Annotated in this window: 19 protein-coding genes; 12 read left to right on the plus strand and 7 right to left on the minus strand. The window is 57.8% G+C overall.

Translation table 11 applies throughout. The features are described 5' to 3' along the window. A complete protein-coding gene (locus tag CPJ18_RS11605) occupies positions 1 to 270 on the minus strand; it encodes a type II toxin-antitoxin system RelE family toxin (protein ID WP_077118830.1) in 270 nt (89 codons plus the stop codon). Then, positions 254 to 487 (minus strand): type II toxin-antitoxin system RelB family antitoxin, encoded by a 234-nt coding sequence (gene relB / locus CPJ18_RS11610; RefSeq protein WP_103658432.1) that lies wholly within the window; start codon positions 485 to 487, stop codon positions 254 to 256. The genes CPJ18_RS11605 and relB overlap by 17 nt, the downstream gene beginning before the upstream one ends. A 154-nt stretch (positions 488 to 641) precedes the next feature. Here relB and hisS point away from each other — a divergent pair, with 154 nt between their 5' ends. The 4 genes from hisS to CPJ18_RS11630 all read left to right on the plus strand — a co-directional run bounded on the left by hisS (position 642) and on the right by CPJ18_RS11630 (position 4,646). Further along, complete coding sequence (gene hisS / locus CPJ18_RS11615; protein WP_103658434.1) at positions 642 to 2,162, plus strand: histidine--tRNA ligase; 1,521 nt, start codon at positions 642 to 644, stop codon at positions 2,160 to 2,162. A gap of 201 nt (positions 2,163 to 2,363) precedes the next feature. After that, on the plus strand, positions 2,364 to 3,485 hold the full coding sequence (locus CPJ18_RS11620; RefSeq protein WP_103658436.1) for an ATP phosphoribosyltransferase regulatory subunit: 1,122 nt from the start codon (positions 2,364 to 2,366) through the stop codon (positions 3,483 to 3,485). Continuing rightward, positions 3,482 to 4,177 carry an ATP phosphoribosyltransferase gene (gene hisG / locus CPJ18_RS11625; RefSeq protein WP_103658438.1) on the plus strand — a complete coding sequence of 232 codons (696 nt, stop codon included), beginning with the start codon at positions 3,482 to 3,484 and terminating at the stop codon, positions 4,175 to 4,177. The genes CPJ18_RS11620 and hisG overlap by 4 nt, the downstream gene beginning before the upstream one ends. Before the next feature lie 55 nt (positions 4,178 to 4,232). Further along, a complete protein-coding gene (locus CPJ18_RS11630) occupies positions 4,233 to 4,646 on the plus strand; it encodes a GFA family protein (protein WP_103659078.1) in 414 nt (137 codons plus the stop codon). 53 nt (positions 4,647 to 4,699) lie between these two features. Here the strand turns inward: CPJ18_RS11630 and CPJ18_RS11635 are convergent, their stop codons facing one another. The 4 genes from CPJ18_RS11635 to groES all read right to left on the minus strand — a co-directional run bounded on the left by CPJ18_RS11635 (position 4,700) and on the right by groES (position 8,178). After that, on the minus strand, positions 4,700 to 5,146 hold the full coding sequence (locus tag CPJ18_RS11635) for a DoxX family protein (RefSeq protein ID WP_103658440.1): 447 nt from the start codon (positions 5,144 to 5,146) through the stop codon (positions 4,700 to 4,702). Between the two features lie 145 nt (positions 5,147 to 5,291). Then, on the minus strand, positions 5,292 to 6,035 hold the full coding sequence (locus CPJ18_RS11640) for a hypothetical protein (RefSeq protein ID WP_146258681.1): 744 nt from the start codon (positions 6,033 to 6,035) through the stop codon (positions 5,292 to 5,294). A 147-nt stretch (positions 6,036 to 6,182) separates the two neighbouring features. After that, positions 6,183 to 7,817 carry a chaperonin GroEL gene (gene groL, locus CPJ18_RS11645; RefSeq protein WP_077118844.1) on the minus strand — a complete coding sequence of 545 codons (1,635 nt, stop codon included), beginning with the start codon at positions 7,815 to 7,817 and terminating at the stop codon, positions 6,183 to 6,185. Positions 7,818 to 7,881: 64 nt separating this feature from the next. Beyond that, a complete protein-coding gene (groES, locus tag CPJ18_RS11650; RefSeq protein ID WP_045229730.1) occupies positions 7,882 to 8,178 on the minus strand; it encodes a co-chaperone GroES in 297 nt (98 codons plus the stop codon). A 226-nt stretch (positions 8,179 to 8,404) separates the two neighbouring features. Here groES and chrA point away from each other — a divergent pair, with 226 nt between their 5' ends. The 5 genes from chrA (at position 8,405) to CPJ18_RS11675 (ending at position 15,653) form a co-directional block, all read left to right on the plus strand. Next, a complete protein-coding gene (chrA, locus tag CPJ18_RS11655; RefSeq protein WP_245445405.1) occupies positions 8,405 to 9,679 on the plus strand; it encodes a chromate efflux transporter in 1,275 nt (424 codons plus the stop codon). A gap of 90 nt (positions 9,680 to 9,769) precedes the next feature. Further along, positions 9,770 to 10,618 carry a TIGR01459 family HAD-type hydrolase gene (locus CPJ18_RS11660; RefSeq protein ID WP_103658444.1) on the plus strand — a complete coding sequence of 283 codons (849 nt, stop codon included), beginning with the start codon at positions 9,770 to 9,772 and terminating at the stop codon, positions 10,616 to 10,618. A gap of 14 nt (positions 10,619 to 10,632) precedes the next feature. Then, positions 10,633 to 11,613, plus strand: coding sequence for a bifunctional riboflavin kinase/FAD synthetase (locus CPJ18_RS11665; RefSeq protein WP_103658445.1), 981 nt, complete (start codon positions 10,633 to 10,635; stop codon positions 11,611 to 11,613). Between the two features lie 251 nt (positions 11,614 to 11,864). After that, entirely contained in the window at positions 11,865 to 14,900 is a 3,036-nt protein-coding gene (gene ileS, locus CPJ18_RS11670) for an isoleucine--tRNA ligase (RefSeq protein WP_103659079.1), read from the plus strand. Positions 14,901 to 15,026: 126 nt separating this feature from the next. After that, a complete protein-coding gene (locus CPJ18_RS11675) occupies positions 15,027 to 15,653 on the plus strand; it encodes a hypothetical protein (RefSeq protein ID WP_371479402.1) in 627 nt (208 codons plus the stop codon). Positions 15,654 to 15,850: 197 nt separating this feature from the next. Here the strand turns inward: CPJ18_RS11675 and CPJ18_RS11680 are convergent, their stop codons facing one another. Next, complete coding sequence (locus CPJ18_RS11680) at positions 15,851 to 16,315, minus strand: nucleoside deaminase (protein WP_103658446.1); 465 nt, start codon at positions 16,313 to 16,315, stop codon at positions 15,851 to 15,853. A 72-nt stretch (positions 16,316 to 16,387) separates the two neighbouring features. Between CPJ18_RS11680 and CPJ18_RS11685 the strand changes: the two genes are divergently transcribed. The 3 genes from CPJ18_RS11685 (at position 16,388) to CPJ18_RS11695 (ending at position 20,012) form a co-directional block, all read left to right on the plus strand. Further along, positions 16,388 to 18,436, plus strand: a complete 2,049-nt coding sequence (locus tag CPJ18_RS11685) for a pseudouridine synthase (RefSeq protein WP_103658447.1) — start codon at positions 16,388 to 16,390, stop codon at positions 18,434 to 18,436. After that, positions 18,417 to 18,974 carry a 16S rRNA (guanine(966)-N(2))-methyltransferase RsmD gene (gene rsmD, locus CPJ18_RS11690; RefSeq protein ID WP_077101821.1) on the plus strand — a complete coding sequence of 186 codons (558 nt, stop codon included), beginning with the start codon at positions 18,417 to 18,419 and terminating at the stop codon, positions 18,972 to 18,974. Before CPJ18_RS11685 ends, rsmD begins: the two co-directional genes overlap by 20 nt. A gap of 207 nt (positions 18,975 to 19,181) precedes the next feature. Beyond that, positions 19,182 to 20,012: a patatin-like phospholipase family protein gene (locus tag CPJ18_RS11695; RefSeq protein WP_153366653.1), complete on the plus strand. Its 831-nt coding sequence runs from the start codon at positions 19,182 to 19,184 to the stop codon at positions 20,010 to 20,012. Positions 20,013 to 20,021: the final 9 nt, after the last annotated feature.

Below are 20,021 nucleotides of genomic sequence, written 5' to 3' on the forward strand. Positions count from 1 at the left end.
TCAGCGATAGACTTCTTTGCGATGGCCGATTTCGATGACGAGAACCACCAGCTTGTTATCCTGGATGTCGCAGAGAATGCGGTAATCACCAACGCGGTAGCGCCAGTAATTGCCGAGTTCGGAACCTTGCAGCGCCTGCCCGGTTCGGCGTGGATTGCCGTCCATCGCAATGCGATCTGTCAGAAATGAAACGATGCGGGTTGCGTTAGTTTTCCCAAGCTTTTCGAGTTGCTTGAGAGGTTTTTCCTGAAACTCAATTGTCCAGACCAAGGCGGCGCTTCACTTCTTCCAGAGTGTAGTTGCGTTCGTTGTTCTCGCGTTGACGTCGCGTCGCCTCTTCCGCCAGATACAAATCCTCCATATCTTCGATGTGCTTTTCAATGGCCTCGCGGATGTAATAGGCGGATGTGCGGCCCGTGCGCTCGGAGAGAGCTTTTAGGCGCTCGAAGGTTTCATCGGGCAGGCGGATGGCGGTCTGTTTGCTCATGGCTTAAGTCTCCCTGATGCGATTGGGATGCGTGTATCCCACATAGCATCGTTTCGTCAGCCGCGCCAGCAAAACCCACGCTGGCGGCCTTGCCGCACAGGGCTTCATCCTCTAATACACCGGCTTGATTTCAAGAGATAATTGGACTGGCATCATGAGCGAAAAAGCAAAAAAGCCTCAGAAACTAAAAGCCCGCCTGCCGCGCGGCTTCGTGGATCGCTCGAGCGCCGATATTCATGCCACCAATGAGATGATCGAGAAAATTCGTGGGGTCTATGAACTCTACGGCTTCGACCCCATCGAAACGCCACTGTTCGAATACACAGATGCGCTGGGCAAATTCCTGCCCGATAGCGACCGCCCCAATGAAGGCGTGTTTTCGCTGACTGACGATGACGACCAGTGGATGAGCTTGCGCTACGATCTCACCGCCCCGCTCGCCCGCCACGTCGCAGAAAACTTCAACGAAATCCAGTTGCCGTTCCGCACCTACCGCGCTGGCTACGTCTTCCGCAACGAAAAGCCAGGCCCCGGCCGCTTCCGCCAGTTCATGCAGTTCGATGCCGATACCATCGGCGCGTTCGGCGTCCAGGCCGATGCCGAGATGTGCATGATGATGGCGGATACGCTGGAAGCGCTGGGCATTAAGCGCGGCGATTATGTGATCCGCGTGAATAACCGCAAGGTTCTGGATGGCGTAATGGAAGCCATCCGTCTTGGTGGCGAAGAAAATGCCGCCCGCCGCCTGAATGTTTTGCGCGCCATCGACAAGCTCGACAAATTTGGCCCGGAAGGCGTGAAATTGCTGCTTGGCCCCGGTCGGAAGGATGAATCGGGGGATTTTACAAAGGGCGTGGGACTGGATGAGGAACAGATTGAAAAAGTTCTGTTTTTTGTCGGCATCAAGGATTATGCGGCGAGCGCTGATGAACTTGCCCAGCTCGTTGCAGGCACGTCTAAAGGCGAAGAGGGCGTTGATGAATTGAACACGATCAGCGCACTCGTTTCGAGTGCCGGTTATGACGCAACGCGCATCAAGATCGACCCATCCGTCGTACGTGGCCTCGAATATTACACCGGCCCGGTCTACGAAGCCGAACTCACCTTCGATGTCACAAATGAAAAGGGCGAAAAGGTCGTCTTCGGCTCTGTCGGCGGCGGTGGTCGTTACGATGGTCTGGTGTCGCGCTTCATGGGCCAGCCGGTTCCGGCCACGGGCTTTTCCATCGGCGTTTCGCGCCTGATGACGGCGCTCAAGAACCTTGGAAAGCTCGGTCAGAAAAAGCCGCTCGCGCCGGTTCTCGTCACCGTCATGGATGGCGATGTGGAGAGCATGGGCCGCTACCAGCGCTTCACGCAGGCGCTGCGCAATGAAGGCATTCGCGCTGAAATGTATCAGGGCAACTGGAAGAAATTCGGCAACCAGCTGAAATATGCCGACCGCATGGACGCACCCATCGCCATCATTCAGGGCAGTGACGAGCGCGCGGCCGGGATTGTGCAGATCAAGGACCTGATCGAAGGCAAGCGCCTGTCCGGCGAGATCGAGGACAACGCTGCGTGGCGTGAGGCCCGCGTGGCGCAGGAAACGGTGCCGGAAGCGGAGCTCGTTGCCAAGGTGAGGGAAATTCTGGCAGCGCAGGCCGAGGATCGACGTCGAGCAGAGAGCAACTGAAGCGATGAGCCCAGCCAGCCCCCCTCTGCCCTGCCGGGCATCTCCCCCACAGGTGGGGAGATCGAATCGTATCACCGTCTCGGCTATCTTTAACGCTGCGGAAGAGGCAAGGAGCTTACGCCCAGCCGATCTCCCTCCTTGTGGGGGAGATGCCCGGCAGGGCAGAGGGGGGTATCCCGCACTCCAAGCAGGAGATAGTCAATGCCTCTGATCGATATGCCAGACTTCTCCGCAGAGCTTCTGGATGAATTCGCGGCCCGCAAGACGGCGCGGGTGAATACGCCTGTCATTCAACCGGCAGAACCTTTCCTTGATATGGCCGGGGAAGACCTGCGCCGCCGCATTTTCATGACGGAGAGCGAGACGGGTGAGAGCCTGTGCCTGCGCCCGGAATTCACCATTCCCGTCTGCCTTCGTCATATCGAAACTGCGACCGGAACGCCCAAGCGCTATTCCTACCTCGGCGAAGTCTTCCGCCAGCGTCGTGATGGCGCGAACGAATTTTATCAGGCCGGTATCGAGGATCTCGGTGATACGAATGTCGCCGCAGCCGATGCCCGCGCCATCAGCGATGCCACCGCTATTTTGAAGCGTTTGTTGCCGGGGCGCAGGCTCGTCGTCACGCTGGGCGACCAGCAGGTGTTCGAGGCTGTTGTCGCCGCACTTGGCCTGCCATCCGGCTGGCAAAAGCGGCTGGTGCAAGCCTTTGGCGACACAAAGCAATTGGATGCGCTGCTGCAAAGCCTCGTCAGTCCCAAGCCGATGACCGGACTCGATGCACGGGTCGCGGGTCTGCTGGCCACCGGCGAGGAAAAGGTGCTGGTCGATTATATCGACAGCGTCATGCAGGACACGGGTTACTCCACCAATGCCAGCCGCGCGCCGCAGGAAATTGCCCGGCGTCTGCGCGAAAAGCTGGCGCTGGCTGCCACGCGCCTGCCGGATGAGAGTTTTGAACTGCTGAAGCAGTTCCTCTCCCTGCAAGCGCCGTTGTCGCAGGCATCACAGACTTTGTCCGACTTTGCCGATAAGGCGAAGCTGAAACTGGATGGCGCACTGTCAGCTTTCGATGCCCGCGTCGCAGCACTCGCTAATGGCGGTCTTGATCTTGATGCTATCAGCTATGGAGCAGCCTTCGGGCGTCCTCTGGATTATTACACAGGCCTCGTTTTCGAAGTCGGCGTGGAAGGTGAGGGGGCTGTGCTGGCTGGCGGCGGGCGGTTTGACCGGCTGATGACGTTGCTCGGCGCGAAGGACAAAATACCGGCGGTCGGTTTCTCGCTATGGCTGGATCGTATCGAAGCCGTGAGGGCCAAGCCATGACCACTACCATCGCTTTGCCCTCCAAGGGCCGCATGAAGGAAGACGCCTCCGCCATTCTGGAACGCGCAGGCCTTAAGGTTCTCGCCATCGGCAATGACCGCTCCTATCGCGGTCGGGTCGAAGGTCGCGACGATATCGAGATAGCCTATCTCTCGGCCTCCGAAATCGCCCGCGAAATCGGCAACGGCACGGTGGATTTCGGCGTGACCGGCGAAGATTTGGTGCGCGAAGATTTGAGCGATGTCGAAAATCGCGTCGAATTCTGTGCACGTCTCGGTTTCGGCCACGCCGATGTCGTGGTGGCCGTGCCGGAGATTTGGCTGGATGTCGACAGCATGGCCGATCTGGGCGATGTCGCCTCCGAATTCCGCGCCCGCCATGGCCGCCGCCTCGCCATCGCCACCAAATACTGGCGGCTAACGCAGCAGTTCTTCTCCCGCCAGCACGGCATCCAGCTTTACCGCATCGTGGAAAGCCTGGGTGCCACCGAAGGCGCACCGGCGGCAGGGCAGGCGGATATCATCGTCGATATCACGTCCACCGGTTCGACGCTGACGGCAAATCATCTGAAAGTTCTCACCGACGGCATCATTCTGCGCTCGGAAGCCTGTTTCGTGCGGGCGCGCAAGCCGGAACATGAGGGCGATGCGGCGGTTAAGGACATCATAGCGCGCGTGCAATCCGCCCTGTAATTTTGGTTTATCGAGTGGTTGCTCTAAGATGAGCTCCTTGGAGAAGGAGTTCATCATGCATATCACAGGCCAGTGTCAGTGCGGCCATATCACGTTTGAGGCGGAGACAGATTCGAGCCGCGTCGGCATTTGCCACTGCACGGATTGCCAGCGGCTGACCGGCTCGCCCTTCCGCGTCACGCTGTTGGTCCAGCGCTCAGCACTCAAAATCGGTGATAACGAGCCGAAGGTCTATCGCAAGACGGCTGACAATGGTCGTGTGCGCAATCAGCATTTCTGCCCGGAATGTGGTTCGCCTTTGTTTACCAGCGGCGAAGGTGATGACGCCAAGGAATGGGGTATCCGCTGGGGCAGCATCAATGAGCGCGACGCGCTGGTTCCCAAAGCGCAGATATGGACGCGTTTTGCCGTGGACTGGTTATCAGATATCGAGCATCTACCGGCTTACGAGAAAGACTACAAAGGATGAAGAAAAGGCCGCCGGAGCAATCCAGCGACCTTTTTTATGAATAGAAAAGCAGCTTATGCGCGGGCGAGGCTGAGGCCACGGCGTGCGTCGAGCGAATAGGCACCGGCACCGAAAGCGGCAAGCAGGATGTAGGCACCAGCCAGCGTGATGTTCTTCATCAGCATGATGCCGTTCAATGTGTTGATCCAGCCGAGAGCGGCGTCAGGCCAGCCGGGAACGGCAACTGTGCCGCTGTGGAAAACGAGGCCGGTAAACACGCAGAATACGGCCAGCGACCAAGCGGCGATCTTCGTCTGGAAACCAACGAGAATGGCAAGACCGGTGACCAGTTCGAAAGCGCCAGCGAGGTAAGCAAGAGCGGTCGCGGCAGGAAGGCCAGCGCCGGTGATCATGCCAGCCGTGCCAGCGGGATCAGTCAGTTTGCCGAAGCCGGAGAAGATGAAGATGAAGGAGAGAAGGATACGTGCGATTAGCACAAGTGCGTTCTGGCTGCTGGACATGGAGGTCTCCGAAAATGGTGCCGGACGGCATGAATTTATGCCCGACATATGCGCCAAATTGTCGCTCTCGAACAGATGAACAAGCGGAGACTATTTGTTCACTATTTGAAGACAGTGGTCTTAATTCGAAGCATCTTAATTACGATCAATCAAAAAGATTGAACTCTGAACGCAGCGATCTATGCACGGCGCGTAGCTCGTCTCTCGCTTCGGATGTCAGGTCGGCCAGAGGCAAGAAAATGGAAGATTGGTCATGCCTGATGATGAAGCCGTTTGCGTCGCCGACAAACATGAACTCTGAGCAGGGCAGCTTTTCCCCCGAGCGAAGTAAGAAGTTCGTTTCGTTCCTGCACTCTTCAACAGTGAAGGAAACAGGAAGCAGCGCAGCAAGCCCCACTCCTCCGAGAAAACATAACATCAAGAGTGCTGCTATTCCTATAGCTCCTTTCGCTAGTAATCTCGGCGTATTGTAGAGCAAAAGCCCAAAACTCAGCAGATAGGCAATTCCAGATAATCCAATAATGACCTGTATGGGCAGGCTAAATATGAAAACGCCAATCACAACACCGTTGAAGGGTCGGTTTAGCAGCCACCACGGAAAAATGGGTCTTTGCATTTGAGGCGGGCTAGGCGGTGGTTCAAGTATTCGTCCGACATAGAGAAGACCACTAAATAGAGTTAGGGCCTGTGGGCTGGAGATGCCGGGATGCAACATAGCTCGGATGAGGCTGCTCGTATTTAAAGGAACCGATAAGGGCAAGTTGCTGAGGAAATAAGCTATAGATCCGAGTGTAAATATCAAAACCGCTAAGCATAGCAGTATCATACGCGCAAACGTGAGAAGTGTTGAATGCTGCGGAAATTCCACTCGTGCGTCTGCGTCCGACACCTAGAATCCTTGACGTATGGTTGAATACGACATCTCAGTTCTATCTATACGATGTTGCTATCCCAAAACCACTCGAAACATACTTAACCACAACAAAAAAGGCGGCCCGCAAGGACCGCCTTTTCGTATTCCAGAGGGTAAGACTTCTTAGAAGTCCATACCACCCATTCCGCCGCCAGGCATCTGTGGCATTGCAGATTCCTTCTTAGGAAGTTCTGCAATCATGGCTTCCGTCGTGATCAGCAGGGAAGCAACCGAAGCTGCGTTCTGCAGAGCTGTACGAACAACCTTGACCGGGTCAACGATACCCATGGCAATCATATCGCCATATTCAGAGGTCTGAGCGTTGTAGCCCCAGTTCTCTTCGTTCTTCTCAAGGATCTTGCCAACAACGATGGAGGCTTCGTCACCTGCGTTTTCAGCGATCTGGCGAACCAGCGACTGAAGAGCGCGGCGAACGATGTTGATGCCGGCTTCCTGGTCGTCGTTTGCACCCTTGACGGTGATCTTCGTGGAAGAGCGCAGAAGTGCAGTACCGCCGCCTGGGACGATGCCTTCCTGGACAGCAGCGCGCGTCGCGTTCAGAGCGTCGTCGATGCGGTCCTTGCGTTCCTTGACTTCGATTTCCGTGGAGCCGCCAACGCGGATAACGGCAACGCCGCCAGCGAGCTTGGCAAGACGTTCCTGCAGCTTTTCGCGGTCGTAATCAGAAGATGTTTCTTCGATCTGAGCCTTGATCTGCGCAACGCGGCCTTCGATGTCGGACTTCTGGCCCGAACCGTCAACGATCGTTGTGTTTTCTTTGGTGATCGAAACTTTCTTCGCCTTGCCGAGCATGTCGAGCGTTACGTTTTCAAGCTTGATGCCGATATCTTCGGAGATAACGGTACCGCCGGTCAGGATCGCGATGTCTTCGAGCATGGCCTTACGGCGATCGCCGAAACCAGGAGCCTTGACAGCAGCAATCTTCAGACCGCCACGCAGCTTGTTGACGACGAGCGTTGCAAGAGCTTCGCCTTCGACGTCTTCAGCGATGATGACGAGTGGCTTGCCGGTCTGAACGACAGCTTCGAGAACAGGCAGCATGGCCTGAAGGTTCGAAAGCTTCTTCTCGTGGAGAAGAATATAAGCGTCTTCCAGGTCAGCAACCATCTTTTCAGGGTTGGTGACGAAGTAAGGCGACAGGTAGCCGCGGTCGAACTGCATGCCTTCAACGACTTCAAGTTCGGTTTCAGCGGTCTTGGCTTCTTCGACGGTGATAACGCCTTCGTTGCCAACCTTCTGCATGGCTTCAGCAATGTCCTTGCCGACCTGCGTGTCGCCGTTTGCAGAGATCGTACCGACCTGTGCAACTTCTTCCGAAGTGGAGATCTTCTTGGCCTTGGACTGAAGGTCCTTGACGACTTCGGACACAGCGAGGTCGATACCGCGCTTGAGATCCATTGGGTTCATGCCGGCTGCAACAGCCTTGTTGCCTTCGCGAACGATGGCCTGTGCAAGAACGGTCGCAGTCGTCGTGCCGTCACCAGCAATGTCGTTGGTCTTCGAAGCAACTTCGCGGACCATCTGTGCGCCCATGTTTTCGAACTTGTCTTCAAGTTCGATTTCCTTGGCGACAGAAACGCCGTCCTTGGTGATGCGCGGTGCGCCGAAGGACTTGTCGATGATGACGTTACGGCCCTTAGGACCAAGCGTTACCTTCACTGCGTCTGCGAGAACGTCGACGCCCTTGAGCATCTTTTCGCGCGCTGTGCGGCCGAATTTAATTTCTTTAGCTGCCATTGTAGCAAACTCCCGGGCTCATTGCCCATTGGTTGTCATGGAAAGGTGAGAAGAACCGGCTAAATCAGCCGATAACGCCCATGATGTCGGATTCCTTCATGATCAGAAGGTCTTCGCCGTCGAGCTTGACTTCGGTGCCGGACCACTTGCCGAACAGAACGCGGTCGCCAGCCTTGACGTCCAGAGGAACGAGCTTGCCGCTATCGTCGCGAGCGCCGGTGCCAACAGCGACGATTTCGCCTTCCTGTGGCTTTTCCTTGGCGGTATCAGGAATGATGATGCCGCCCTTTGTCTTTGCTTCAGACTCAACGCGACGAACAACGACGCGGTCATGCAGCGGACGGAATGTTGTGCTTGTCATTAGTCTAATCCCTCGATCAAATGACCTGAACGAACCTCACAAAAAGGTCCGAGTGATGATTGTTAGCACTCCCTGTTGTGGAGTGCCAGCGAGACGGAGATAAGCAGGCTATGGGACTGAGTCAAGGACGGGCTGTCGGAAAAATTTCATGTAAAATGGTTACTACCGCCGTATGACAGAATTTTTACGCGACGATATTTCACCTCCACGCCCTTCCTTTTTGGAGATGACTGCCGTGTTCGGTCGCATCGGCTTGCTGAGCTTCGGCGGACCTGCCGGACAGATTGGCCTGATGCACCGCGTGCTGGTGGATGAGAAGGGCTGGCTATCGGAGGAGCGTTTCCTCCATGCATTGAACTACTGCATGCTGCTACCGGGCCCAGAGGCGCAACAACTTGCGACCTATTCCGGCTGGCTGCTGCATGGCCGGCGGGGCGGCATCGTCGCCGGAACCCTGTTCATTCTGCCGGGTTTTCTGGTCATCGTCGCACTGGCATCGGCCTATGCGCTTTATCAGGATACGCGCTGGTTGCCGGCCCTTCTGTCGGGCCTGAAAGCGGGTGTTCTTGCCATCGTGCTAGAGGCATTGCTGCGGGTTGCGAGACGCGCTTTGACCAGCCGGTCGCTGGTCGTCATCGCGGCTGCGGCCTTTATCGCCCTGTTTTTCTTTGGCATCCCTTTTCCGCTGGTCATTCTCGCAGCCGGGGTCGTCGGCTTTGCCACGGCCAGAGGACGTGCATTGCCGCCACTGGAAACAAATGGTGAGACGACAGCGGCACCCTCATGGAAAAAACTGGTTCGAGGCCTGCTTTTCGGCTTCGTGATCTGGCAATTGCCATTGCTGCTTCTATGGATAAGTGCAGGTCCCGGCACGCTCGTCGATCTACAAATATTCTTTTCCAAAATGGCCGTGGTGACATTCGGAGGGGCCTATGCGGTGCTGGCCTATGTCGCGCAGGTGGCTGTCGATACACATGGCTGGATGATGCCGGGCGAAATGCTGGATGGGCTGGCACTAGCGGAGGCGACGCCGGGTCCGCTGGTGCTGGTCCTTTCCTACATCGGGTTCCTTGCCGCCTTCCGCCACCCCGGATTGTTCGACCCTATGACGGCAGGCATCTTGGGTGCCAGCGTTGCAGCATGGGCAACCTTCGTGCCGAGCTTCATGTTTATTTTCGCAGGTGCGCCCTACATGGAAAAGCTGCGTCACAACCGCCTTTTGTCGGCAGCGCTTTCGGCGATTACGGCAGCGGTTGTCGGGGTCATTCTCAATCTGTCCGTCTGGTTCGGCCTGCATGTGCTGTTCGGCGAAGTCGAGCGCATTCCGCTTCTGCCCGCCGTTAATCTCCATATGTCGTGGCCAGTCTGGCAGACGCTTGATCTGTTTTCGCTTTGCCTGTTCATCGTCTCGGCCATCATGCTTTTCCGGTTGAAACTGGGCATGCTGCCGGTTTTGGGATTGTGTGTCGCAGCCGGTTTCGTGAGGCTCTGGTTGACATAACCGGGCGGGAGCGCTGCTTTTTCGCTTGCCATCGCCATCCCGCTTTGCGATGTCACAGCGTGAATTCATGGAACGTTTGGAATCTTTTACATGGCCCATCGCATTGCCACGCTTGGCGACATCACCGCTCAGTTCGACGTTATTCTGTCTGATGTGTGGGGTGTGTTGCACAATGGTGTATCTGTTTTTCCGGATGCGGCGATTGCACTGGAAGCGGCGCGCAAGGCAGGCAAGACCGTGGTGCTCATCACCAATTCACCGCGCCCGGCACCCGGTGTCATCGCGCAATTGCGGGCTTTCGGCGTGCCTGATAGTGCCTATGACCGCATCATCACATCCGGCGATGTGACGCGCGAACTGATTGCCGAAGGGCCGAAAAAAGTGTTTCTCCTTGGCCCGGAGCGCGATTTGCCGCTGCTGGAAGGTCTGGATGTGGAGATTGCGTCCGAAGCGGAAGCGACGGCCGTCGTCTGCACCGGCTTTTTCGATGACGAGACGGAAACGCCGGAAGATTACACCGACATGCTCAAGGGTTTCATTGCCCGTTTGGTGCCGATGATCTGCGCCAATCCCGATCTGGTGGTGGAACGAGGCGAGCGCATCATTCCCTGCGCCGGTGCCATGGCCGCCTATTACGAGCAACTTGGTGGTGAAGTGCGTATCGCAGGCAAGCCGCATTCGCCGATCTATGAGGCCTGTCTTGCGGCAGCAAAAGAGGTCCGTGGCGAGTTTTCCAAGGATCGCGTGCTGGCGATCGGTGACGGTATGCCGACGGATGTGAAGGGTGCGATAGCCGCGGGCCTTCAGCTTCTTTACGTCAGCGACGGTATTCACGCGGCGGAATACACGCTGAACGGTGAAACCGACGAGGCATTGATGAATGCCTATCTGAAAAGCCAGAATGCCGCTCCCGGCTGGTGGATGCCGCGTCTGGCTTAAATGCAGGGTTGCCCATGACCGTATTTCATCGCAATGAGCAGAAAGAACCGCTGCCGGACAGTCTGAAGAGCGGCGTTGTCGCCATCGGCAATTTCGACGGCGTGCATCGCGGCCACCGCGCTGTGCTGGACCGCGCGCTGGAACTGGCGCGGGCTCGTAACATTCCGGTTTTGGCCCTGACATTCGAGCCGCATCCCAGAACGGTGTTTCGCCCGGAAACACCGGTGTTCCGCCTGACGCCCGGCCCGGTCAAGGCGCGGTTGCTGGCTGCCGAAGGCTTTCAATCCGTCATCGAATACCCGTTCGACCGTGATTTCGCCCAGCGTTCCGCAGAGGATTTCGTCGAATCCATTTTGGTTGACTGGCTGGGTGCCAGCGCCGTCATCACCGGCTTCGATTTCCATTTCGGCAAGGGCCGTGAGGGTGGTCCGGCTTTCCTGATGGAAGCCGGTCGTCGCCACGGTTTCGATGTGACACTGGTGGATGCTTTCCGTGACGAAGGTGCCGAGGTCGTGTCGTCCAGTCGCATCCGAGAGTTGCTGGCGCAAGGCGATGTCGTCGGCGCTGCTGGCCTGCTCGGTTATCGCTACACCGTCGAGGCAGAAGTGATCGGCGGGCAGAAGCTTGGTCGCACATTGGGGTATCCTACTGCCAACATGGCTCTGCCACCGGAAACCGAACTGAAGCCCGGTATTTACGCGGTGCGGTTCCGCCGGATGGATGGCAGGCTTTATGACGGCGTTGCCAGCTTCGGCTATCGACCGACCGTGACAGATAACGGCGCAGCCCTTCTGGAAACCTTCGTTTTCGACTTTTCTGGCGACCTTTATGGTGAGCTGTGCTCCGTATCCTTTTTCGGCCATCTGCGTGATGAGCTGAAATTCGACGGGCTGGAAGCGCTGGTTGCGCAAATCAAACGCGACGAGGAAGAGGCGAGGGCGTTGCTTGCAGGCGTCAAGCCGCTGGGTGAACTGGATGCGTTGATTGCTTTTTGAAACCGATAGCACTTGCGCAGCATCTATTCCCTTTTCAAACGCGGGAAAAACACATAAACAAACGCCATGTACCAATTTCGGTTGACGTTCATATCCCGAATTATTGGCCCGGCCTTTCGCGCGCAGTAAGCAGCCGAAAGGTCCGGGATTTCGGCGCTTGCCTTGAGCGCCTTCCGCTTTAGCCCTCTTGCACTCAAGACGGCGTGACCCTGAGATTGTTCTCATTCGGGGCGCCGCATAACGGTATGATCATGAACGACACCGCACAAACCATCGACTATTCCAAAACGCTGTACCTGCCGCAGACGGATTTTCCGATGCGCGCCGGTCTGCCGCAGAAGGAGCCTGAGACGGTTGCCCGCTGGCAGCAGATGGGGCTTTACAAAAAGCTGCGCGCTTCCGCCGCTGGCCGCGAAAAATTCGTGCTGCATGATGGCCCTCCCTATGCCAACGGAAACATCCACATCGGCCACGCGCTGAACAAGATCCTGAAAGACGTCATCACCCGCTCTTTCCAGATGCGCGGTTTCGATGCCAACTACGTCCCCGGCTGGGATTGCCATGGCCTTCCCATCGAGTGGAAGATCGAGGAAGCCTACCGCGCCAAGGGCAAGAACAAGGACGAGGTTCCGATCAACGAATTCCGCCAGGAATGCCGTGAGTTCGCCGCTGGCTGGATCGAGAAGCAATCTGCCGAATTCAAGCGTCTCGGCATCGAGGGCGATTTCGAACAACCCTACACGACCATGAACTTCCACTCGGAAGCCCGCATCGCTGGCGAATTGCTGAAGATCGCCAAGAGCGGCCAGCTTTATCGCGGCTCGAAGCCGGTCATGTGGTCGGTTGTGGAGCGCACGGCTTTGGCCGAGGCTGAGGTTGAGTATGCGGATGTCGAGAGCGACATGATCTGGGTGAAGTTCCCGGTGACCCAGATACTCGCAGATAACAAGCAACTTGATGCGATTGCGGAGCGTCAAGGTTCTGTGCCTAGTGATGACAAAGAACCCGGCGATGTCGACAGCCTAGATCAACAGGCGGAGATGATCCGTCGTGAGGTCAAGCTTGATCTTCAGAAGTTTATTGGTGTGTCTGTCGTTATTTGGACAACGACACCTTGGACAATTCCCGGTAATCGCGCAATCTCTTATTCATCACGGGTTGCCTATGCCATGTATCAGGTGCTCTCAGCTGAAAATGCCTTTGGTCCACAGCCAGGAGAGAAACTGATTCTTGCCAAGGGTTTGGTGGAACAGTGTGAAGCAAAAGCCAAAATCGAGCTGGATGAGCTCCAAGACGTCCATGGAGATGAACTCGAAGTTCTAATTTGCGCCCATCCTTTGCTGGAACTTGGCTATGACTTTCCCGTCCCGCTTCTCGATGGCGATCACGTCACCGACGATACGGGTACCGGCTTCGTTCACACTGCCCCTAGTCATGGTCGCGAGGACTTTGATGCATGGACTTCAAACCTTCGCGAACTTGAAAGGCGCAAGATACCGTCGAAAATCCCGTTCCCCGTCGATGACGCAGGCTTCTACACCGAGGACGCTCCCGGTTTCGGCCCCTCCGCCGAAGGCGGTGCTGCCCGCGTCATGGACGACAACGGCAAGAAGGGTGATGCCAATGAGCGCGTCATACAGGCTTTAAAAGACGCCAGCAACCTGTTTGCCCGTGGTCGTCTGAAGCACAGCTATCCCCATAGCTGGCGCTCCAAGAAGCCGGTCATCTTCCGCAACACGCCGCAATGGTTCGTTTATATGGACAAGGAACTGGGCGATGGCACCACGCTGCGCTCGCGCTCCCTGTCGGCCATCGATGAGACCCGTTTCGTGCCAGCCGCTGGCCAGAACCGCCTGCGCGCCATGATCGAGAACCGCCCGGATTGGGTGTTGTCGCGTCAGCGCGCATGGGGCGTACCAATCGTCGTGTTCGCCGATGAGCATGGCGAAGTGTTGCTGGATGAAGCCGTCAATGCCCGCATTCTGGAGGCCTTCGAGGCAGAAGGTGCGGATGCATGGTTTGCTGAGGGTGCCAAGGAGCGTTTCCTCGGCAACGATCACGATCACACCAAGTGGCATCAGGTGCGCGATATCCTCGACGTCTGGTTCGACTCGGGCTGCACGCATACCTTCACGCTGGAAGACCGCCCGGACCTGAAATGGCCAGCCGACGTTTATCTGGAAGGCTCCGACCAGCATCGCGGCTGGTTCCACTCGTCGCTGCTGGAAAGCTGCGCGACGCGTGGCCGTGCGCCTTACAACGCCGTCGTCACCCATGGTTTCACCATGGATGAGCAGGGTCGCAAGCAGTCCAAGTCTCTCGGCAACGTGGTCGCTCCGCAGGATGTGATGAAGGAATCCGGCGCAGATATCCTGCGTCTGTGGGTCATGACTACGGATTATTGGGAAGACCAGCGTCTGGGCAAGGCCATCATCCAGACCAATGTCGATTCCTATCGCAAGCTGCGCAACACCATCCGCTGGATGCTGGGCACGCTGGCGCACGACAAGGGCGAAGAGATTGCCTATGCCGATCTGCCGGAGCTGGAAAAGCTGGTGCTGCACCGCTTGTCAGAACTGGATACGGTCGTGCGCGAAGGCTATGACGCTTTCGAGTTCAAGAAGATCACCCGCGCGCTGATCGACTTCGCCAATGTCGAGCTGTCGGCTTTCTACTTCGATATCCGCAAGGATGCGCTCTACTGTGACGCCCCGTCGTCGCTGAAGCGCCGCGCATCGCTATCGGTCATCGCAAAGCTGTTCGATTGCCTCGTCACGTGGCTTGCCCCGATGCTGCCATTCACGACGGAAGAAGCGTGGCTTTCGCGCTATTCCGACGCGGAATCGGTCCATCTCGTGCAGTTCCCCGAAATTCCAGCCGAATGGAAAAACGAGGCGCTGGAAGCCAAGTGGGACAAAATCCGCAAGGTGCGCACGGTGGTAACAGGCGCGCTGGAAGTCGAGCGCCGTGAAAAGCGTATCGGCTCGTCGTTGGAAGCGGCTCCCGTTGTGTATGTTGCCGATCCCGAACTTCTGGCCGCACTCGAAGGTCAGGATTTTGCGGAAATCTGCATCACTTCGGACATCTCGGTGTCATCGGGTGAAGGCCCGGCAGAGGCCTTCCGTCTGGGCGAAGTGCAGAATGTTTCCGTCGAGCAGAAGCTTGCTGAAGGCCGCAAATGCGCCCGTTCATGGCGCATCACCACCGATGTCGGCTCGGACGCTGCATTTCCTGATGTCTCGGCGCGAGATGCCGCTGCACTTCGTGAATTGGGTGTAGCCATTTAAGAAAAGTGCCGGATGAATTGCACTTTGGGCGTTCATCCGGTAAACCTGCCTGAAAATGGCCGGATTTTAGCACCAATGCGGGCTGCCGGTCGTCTGGACGGCTTGGGCGGAAGGGTTTCCATGAGCATGACGCAGAGTTTTCGCATGTATGGCACGATTGCGGGCGCAGTGACTGTTGGCCTTGCGCTGAGCGCATGCACCAGCCCGACCTACGGCACGGGAAAGACCTCGGCTGAACAGCTGGTGGACGATCTTGGTAGCGCCACGTCGATTACGGGCAACCAGGACAAGCGTAACCTGAAATACAATCCGCGCCCCGGCCTCGTCGTGCCGGCACAGGCACGCGCAGATCAACTGACGCAGCCGCAGCAGAGCCTTGCCAACCGCGAAACCAACCCGCAATGGCCGGAAACGCCGGAAGAGGCGCGCGAGCGTCTGCGCCAGGAAGCCGACGCCAACAAGGACAACCCGCATTACCGCTCACCACTTCTCGCCGGTAACGGCACCAACGGTCAGATGACCGAAAGCCAGAAGTGGGAAGCGTTCCGCAAGGCCAAGGCCGACGCGCAGGGCGGCACCGTCGTGAACAGCAACCAGCGCAAATTCCTGACCGACCCGCCAGTGGAATACCGCAACCTGCCACAGGATCAGTTGGCCGACTTGGGCGAGCCGGAAGCGAAAAAAGAAAAAGAACGCAAGAAGAATGCAGCCATGGCCAACACCGGCAAGAGCTGGTGGAACCCGTTCCAGTAAGGGGATTTTCTGGTTCGTGAGGCGGGTATGAATTTGCCTACGTCGTTGTCTTAAGGTCGCGGCAAACTCAACCTCCGTCATCCTCGGGCTTGACCCGAGGATCTAACGAACCCCAACATCCAAAGTGGTAGATCCTCGGGTCAAGCCCGAGGATGACGTTGAGTGTGGGGCGAGCGTAGCAACCGCTCCAACCCTACTTACACTCTGCTATCATTCCGCTTCCCCTGAAAAAACTCCCGCAAAACCTCGCTGCTCTCCCGCTCTGCTATCCCCGAATAAACCTCCGGCGCATGGTGACAGGTCGGTTGATTGAAAAACCGCACACCACTTTCTACCGCACCACCTTTGGGATCGTTCGCACCATAATACAGGCGGCGGATGCGGGCAAAGGAGATGGCGGCGGCGCACATGGTGCACGGCTCCAGCGTCACATAAAGGTCGGCACCTGACAGGCGTTCCTGTCCCAGTTCCTCGCATGCCATGCGTATGACGGCGATTTCGGCATGGGCGGTCACGTCGTTCAATTCGCGGGTTCGGTTGCCGGAACGGGCAATGATGCGGCCATCCAGCACCAGCACTGCACCGATGGGAACCTCGTCACGGGAGCCCGCTGCTTGCGCTTCGGCAAGCGCCAAGTCCATGAAATGCGTCGTTTCCGCCATTGTTCGTGCAATTTCCTCTTAACCAGTGCCGCGTGACCTGATAGGACACGCCAAACAACAGGCAAACAACAAATGACATTCAAAGACAAGCCGAAGCGCGCTGGGGCTAAGACATTCGACCGGGATAGCAAGCCGAAGTCCTCCGGCAAGCCCGATGCTGCGCGTGAGAAAAAGCCGTTCGTGGCAAAAACGGAGAGTGCCGTCGCGGAAACCGCAGCGGCAAAACCCGAGCGTATTTCCAAGATCATTGCCCGCGCAGGCGTGGCCTCGCGCCGCGATGTCGAGCGGATGATCATGGAAGGTCGCGTCTCGCTGAATGGCGTGAAGCTTGACAGCCCCGTCGTGAACGCCACCCTCGATGACAAAATCGAGGTTGATGGCGAACCGATCCGTGGTGCCGAGCGCACGCGCCTTTGGCTCTACCACAAGCCGTCGGGTCTGGTGACGACCAATTCCGATCCGGAAGGGCGCCCAACCGTTTTTGACAACCTGCCGAAAGAGCTTCCCCGCGTCCTGTCTATCGGGCGTCTGGATATCAACACCGAAGGCCTGCTGCTGCTGACCAATGATGGCGGCCTGTCGCGGGTTCTCGAGCTGCCGACCACCGGCTGGCTGCGTCGCTACCGCGTTCGCGCCCACGGCGAGGTCGATCAGGCCGCACTCGACAAGCTGAAGGACGGTATTGCCGTCGATGGCGTGCTCTACGGCGCAATCGAGGCGACGCTGGACCGCACGCAGGGTCGCAACGTCTGGATCACCATGGGTCTCCGCGAAGGCAAGAACCGTGAAATCAAGAACGTCCTCGGCGCTCTCGGCCTTGAAGTGAACCGCCTTATCCGTATTTCCTATGGTCCTTTCCAGCTTGGCGACCTGCCTGAAAGCCAGGTCGTGGAAGTGCGTGGCCGTATGCTGCGTGACCAGTTGGGTCCACGCCTCATTGAAGCGGCTGGCGCCAATTTCGATGCGCCGATCTATGATGCTGTTGGTGATGAAGACGAAGCCCCGGCTCCGCGTCCCGTAAAGTCCGAGTGGACCAAGCGTAGCGCAGCGGAGCAGAACCCGCGCGGTGGCAACTTCGCCGAAAAGCGAGATAATACTCGCGATAGCGTACAAGGAAAGCCGGATGGCAAACGTCCAGGCAAACCCTTCGCCAAGGGCCGTGATGAGGGTCAGGAAGACCGTGGTCCCAAGCGTCCACCAATGGGCAGCAATCGCACGGCCAATGTGTGGATGGCACCGGGTGCCAGGCCAACTCGCGACGGCAAGGAACGCAAATCTTACCGGGATGAAGCTGAAAGCGTTTTCAAACCATCAGCAGAAGCCGATGCCCGCCGCGCGATCGTCAGACACAAGGATGTCGATGGCGAGTGGATCCGCGCGGACAAGCCAGCGCAGGATGAAAGCCGTGGACGCGGCAAGGGTGGCGACCGTGGTGACCGCGGCGGCAAATCCTTTGGTGATCGTCCAGCCCGTGGCGGCGAACGCAGCGACCGCCCATTCGGTGACCGCAAGCCGCGTGAAGGCGGCGACCGTGCAGAACGCCCCCGTGGCGAACGGTCGTTCGGGGATCGCCCGGACCGCGGCGGCAAATCCTTTGGTGATCGTCCCGCCCGTGGTGGCGAACGCAGTGAGCTCCCATTTGGTGACCGGAAGCCACGTGAAGGCGGCGATCGCGCAGAGCGTCCCCGTGGCGAACGATCCTTCGGGGATCGTCCAGACCGAGGCGACCGGCCCGCACGTCCAGAAAGATCATTTGGCGACCGTCCGGCTCGCAGTGGTGAACGTAGCGAGCGCCCCTATGGCGACCGCAAGCCCCGTGAGGACGGAGATCGTCCACGCGGTGAGCGTCCTTTCGGTGACAAGCCCCGTGGCGTAAAGCCGTTTGGCGATAAGCCGCGCGAAGGCAGACCTTCTGGTGGTAAGCCGGGTGGTTTCGCAGGCAAGCCAGCGTTCGGAAAGCCGCGCGGCGAGCGTTCCGAAGGCGGGTTTTCGGGCAAGGGTCCCGGAAACAAGGGGCCTGGCGGCAGCGGTCCCGGTGGCAAGGGCCCGGGTGGTAAGCCAACTGGAAGCAAACCGACTGGAAACAGGGGAATGACGCGTAATGCGGATCGTAGGCGGTGAGTTTCGCGGCCGGTCACTGGCCGCTCCGAAATCGAATGCAATCAGGCCGACTATCGATCGTACGCGTGAAAGCCTCTTCAACATCCTGAGCCATGCCTATCCGGAAAGTCTGGATGGGACGCGGATTCTCGATGTGTTTGCCGGAACCGGCGCGGTGGGGCTCGAAGCCCTGTCGCGTGGTTGCCGGGTTGCACTCTTTGTCGAAAACGGCGTCGAGGGCAGGGGCCTCTTGTGGGAAAACATCGATGCTCTCGGTCTGCACGGTCGTGCGCGCATTCTGCGCCGCGATGCCACCAAGCTCGGCAGCGTCAACAATATCGAACCCTTCGATGTCTTGTTTGCAGACCCACCCTATGCACAGGGGCAGGGCGAAAAAGCTTTCGTCGCGGCCCATTTGGGTGGTTGGCTGGTGCCGGGGGCTCTGGCCATTCTCGAAGAACGCGCCGATGTCCTCGTGACGGTCGATCCGGCGTTCAAGCTGATGGAAAGTCGCACCTTTGGTGACTCCATCATGCATTTTTACCGCTACGAGCCTTGATACGTCTTTGCAGGCGGTGATGCACGAGGTTGCAGTCGTGCGTCACTCTCCTGTCGTCTTTGTGTCATAGAGCGGGAAGCGAAATGACTTGAAGGAGAGGCCGCACCCGTGGCTGACAAGAAAAAGAAACTCTCTGGCAAAAAGCGTAAACGCGAAGAAGCTGCCAGAGAAGCCCGCGTAAAAGAAGTTCGCGATCCGACATTCGCGCTGGCCCTGGGTGGCGGTGGTGCACGCGGCATCTGCCATATCAATATCGTTGAAGCGCTGGATGAGCTCGGTATTCGTCCCACAGCCATTGCGGGTTCGTCCATCGGCTCCATTATCGGTGCTGGCATGGCCGCTGGCATGAGTGGCCGCGACATCAGAGAATACACGCTGGAACTCATGGGCAAAAAGGGCAGCGTTGCCAACAAGCTGTGGAGCTTGGGGCCCGCCTCAATGCGCCACGCCGTGTTCGGCTTTCGCCTGGGGCAGTTCAATCTGGAGCTTGTTCTCGATGCTTTGCTGCCATCGGCCATGCCAAAGACCTTTGAAGGGCTGAAAATCCCGCTGAAGGTAACGGCAACGGATTATTATGCGCAGTCGGAGGTCATCGTCGAAAGTGGCGACCTGCGCCAGGCGCTTGCCGCGTCCTCGGCCATTCCCGCACTGTTCATGCCCATCCGCATGAATGATCGCATCATGATCGACGGCGGCATTTTCAATCCGGTGCCTTACGATCACCTGTTGGATAAGGCGGATATCGTGATTGCGATCGATGTCGTCGGCGGGCCGGAAGGCGATGGCACGACGATGCCCAGCCGCTTCGAGAGCCTGTTTGGTGCCAGCCAGTTGATGATGCAATCGGTGATTTCGTTGAAGCTGCGCATGCACCCGCCGCATATTTTCCTGCGCCCGCCGGTCAACCGTTTTAAGGTGCTGGATTTTCGCAAGGCGCATGAGGTGCTGGCCGAATCCCTGGTCAGCAAGGACGATCTCAAGCGCCAGATTGAGATGCAGGTGGAGCTTTATCATCGCGGCCACGGCGTGGACGTATAGGCATTTCCC

Origin of the sequence: Agrobacterium rosae, assembly GCF_002915175.1 — a bacterium.
Lineage (GTDB): Bacteria > Pseudomonadota > Alphaproteobacteria > Rhizobiales > Rhizobiaceae > Agrobacterium > Agrobacterium rosae.

Bases quoted from the DNA above. Each gene is read 5' to 3' on its own strand.
- relB (WP_103658432.1), bottom strand. From the start codon at position 487: ATGAGCAAACAGACCGCCATCCGCCTGCCCGATGAAACCTTCGAGCGC.
- hisS (WP_103658434.1), top strand. From the start codon at position 642: ATGAGCGAAAAAGCAAAAAAGCCTCAGAAACTAAAAGCCCGCCTGCCG.
- CPJ18_RS11620 (WP_103658436.1), top strand. From the start codon at position 2,364: ATGCCTCTGATCGATATGCCAGACTTCTCCGCAGAGCTTCTGGATGAA.
- hisG (WP_103658438.1), top strand. From the start codon at position 3,482: ATGACCACTACCATCGCTTTGCCCTCCAAGGGCCGCATGAAGGAAGAC.
- CPJ18_RS11630 (WP_103659078.1), top strand. From the start codon at position 4,233: ATGCATATCACAGGCCAGTGTCAGTGCGGCCATATCACGTTTGAGGCG.
- CPJ18_RS11635 (WP_103658440.1), bottom strand. From the start codon at position 5,146: ATGTCCAGCAGCCAGAACGCACTTGTGCTAATCGCACGTATCCTTCTC.
- groL (WP_077118844.1), bottom strand. From the start codon at position 7,817: ATGGCAGCTAAAGAAATTAAATTCGGCCGCACAGCGCGCGAAAAGATG.
- groES (WP_045229730.1), bottom strand. From the start codon at position 8,178: ATGACAAGCACAACATTCCGTCCGCTGCATGACCGCGTCGTTGTTCGT.
- chrA (WP_245445405.1), top strand. From the start codon at position 8,405: ATGACTGCCGTGTTCGGTCGCATCGGCTTGCTGAGCTTCGGCGGACCT.
- CPJ18_RS11660 (WP_103658444.1), top strand. From the start codon at position 9,770: ATGGCCCATCGCATTGCCACGCTTGGCGACATCACCGCTCAGTTCGAC.
- CPJ18_RS11665 (WP_103658445.1), top strand. From the start codon at position 10,633: ATGACCGTATTTCATCGCAATGAGCAGAAAGAACCGCTGCCGGACAGT.
- ileS (WP_103659079.1), top strand. From the start codon at position 11,865: ATGAACGACACCGCACAAACCATCGACTATTCCAAAACGCTGTACCTG.
- CPJ18_RS11675 (WP_371479402.1), top strand. From the start codon at position 15,027: ATGACGCAGAGTTTTCGCATGTATGGCACGATTGCGGGCGCAGTGACT.
- CPJ18_RS11680 (WP_103658446.1), bottom strand. From the start codon at position 16,315: ATGGCGGAAACGACGCATTTCATGGACTTGGCGCTTGCCGAAGCGCAA.
- CPJ18_RS11685 (WP_103658447.1), top strand. From the start codon at position 16,388: ATGACATTCAAAGACAAGCCGAAGCGCGCTGGGGCTAAGACATTCGAC.
- rsmD (WP_077101821.1), top strand. From the start codon at position 18,417: ATGCGGATCGTAGGCGGTGAGTTTCGCGGCCGGTCACTGGCCGCTCCG.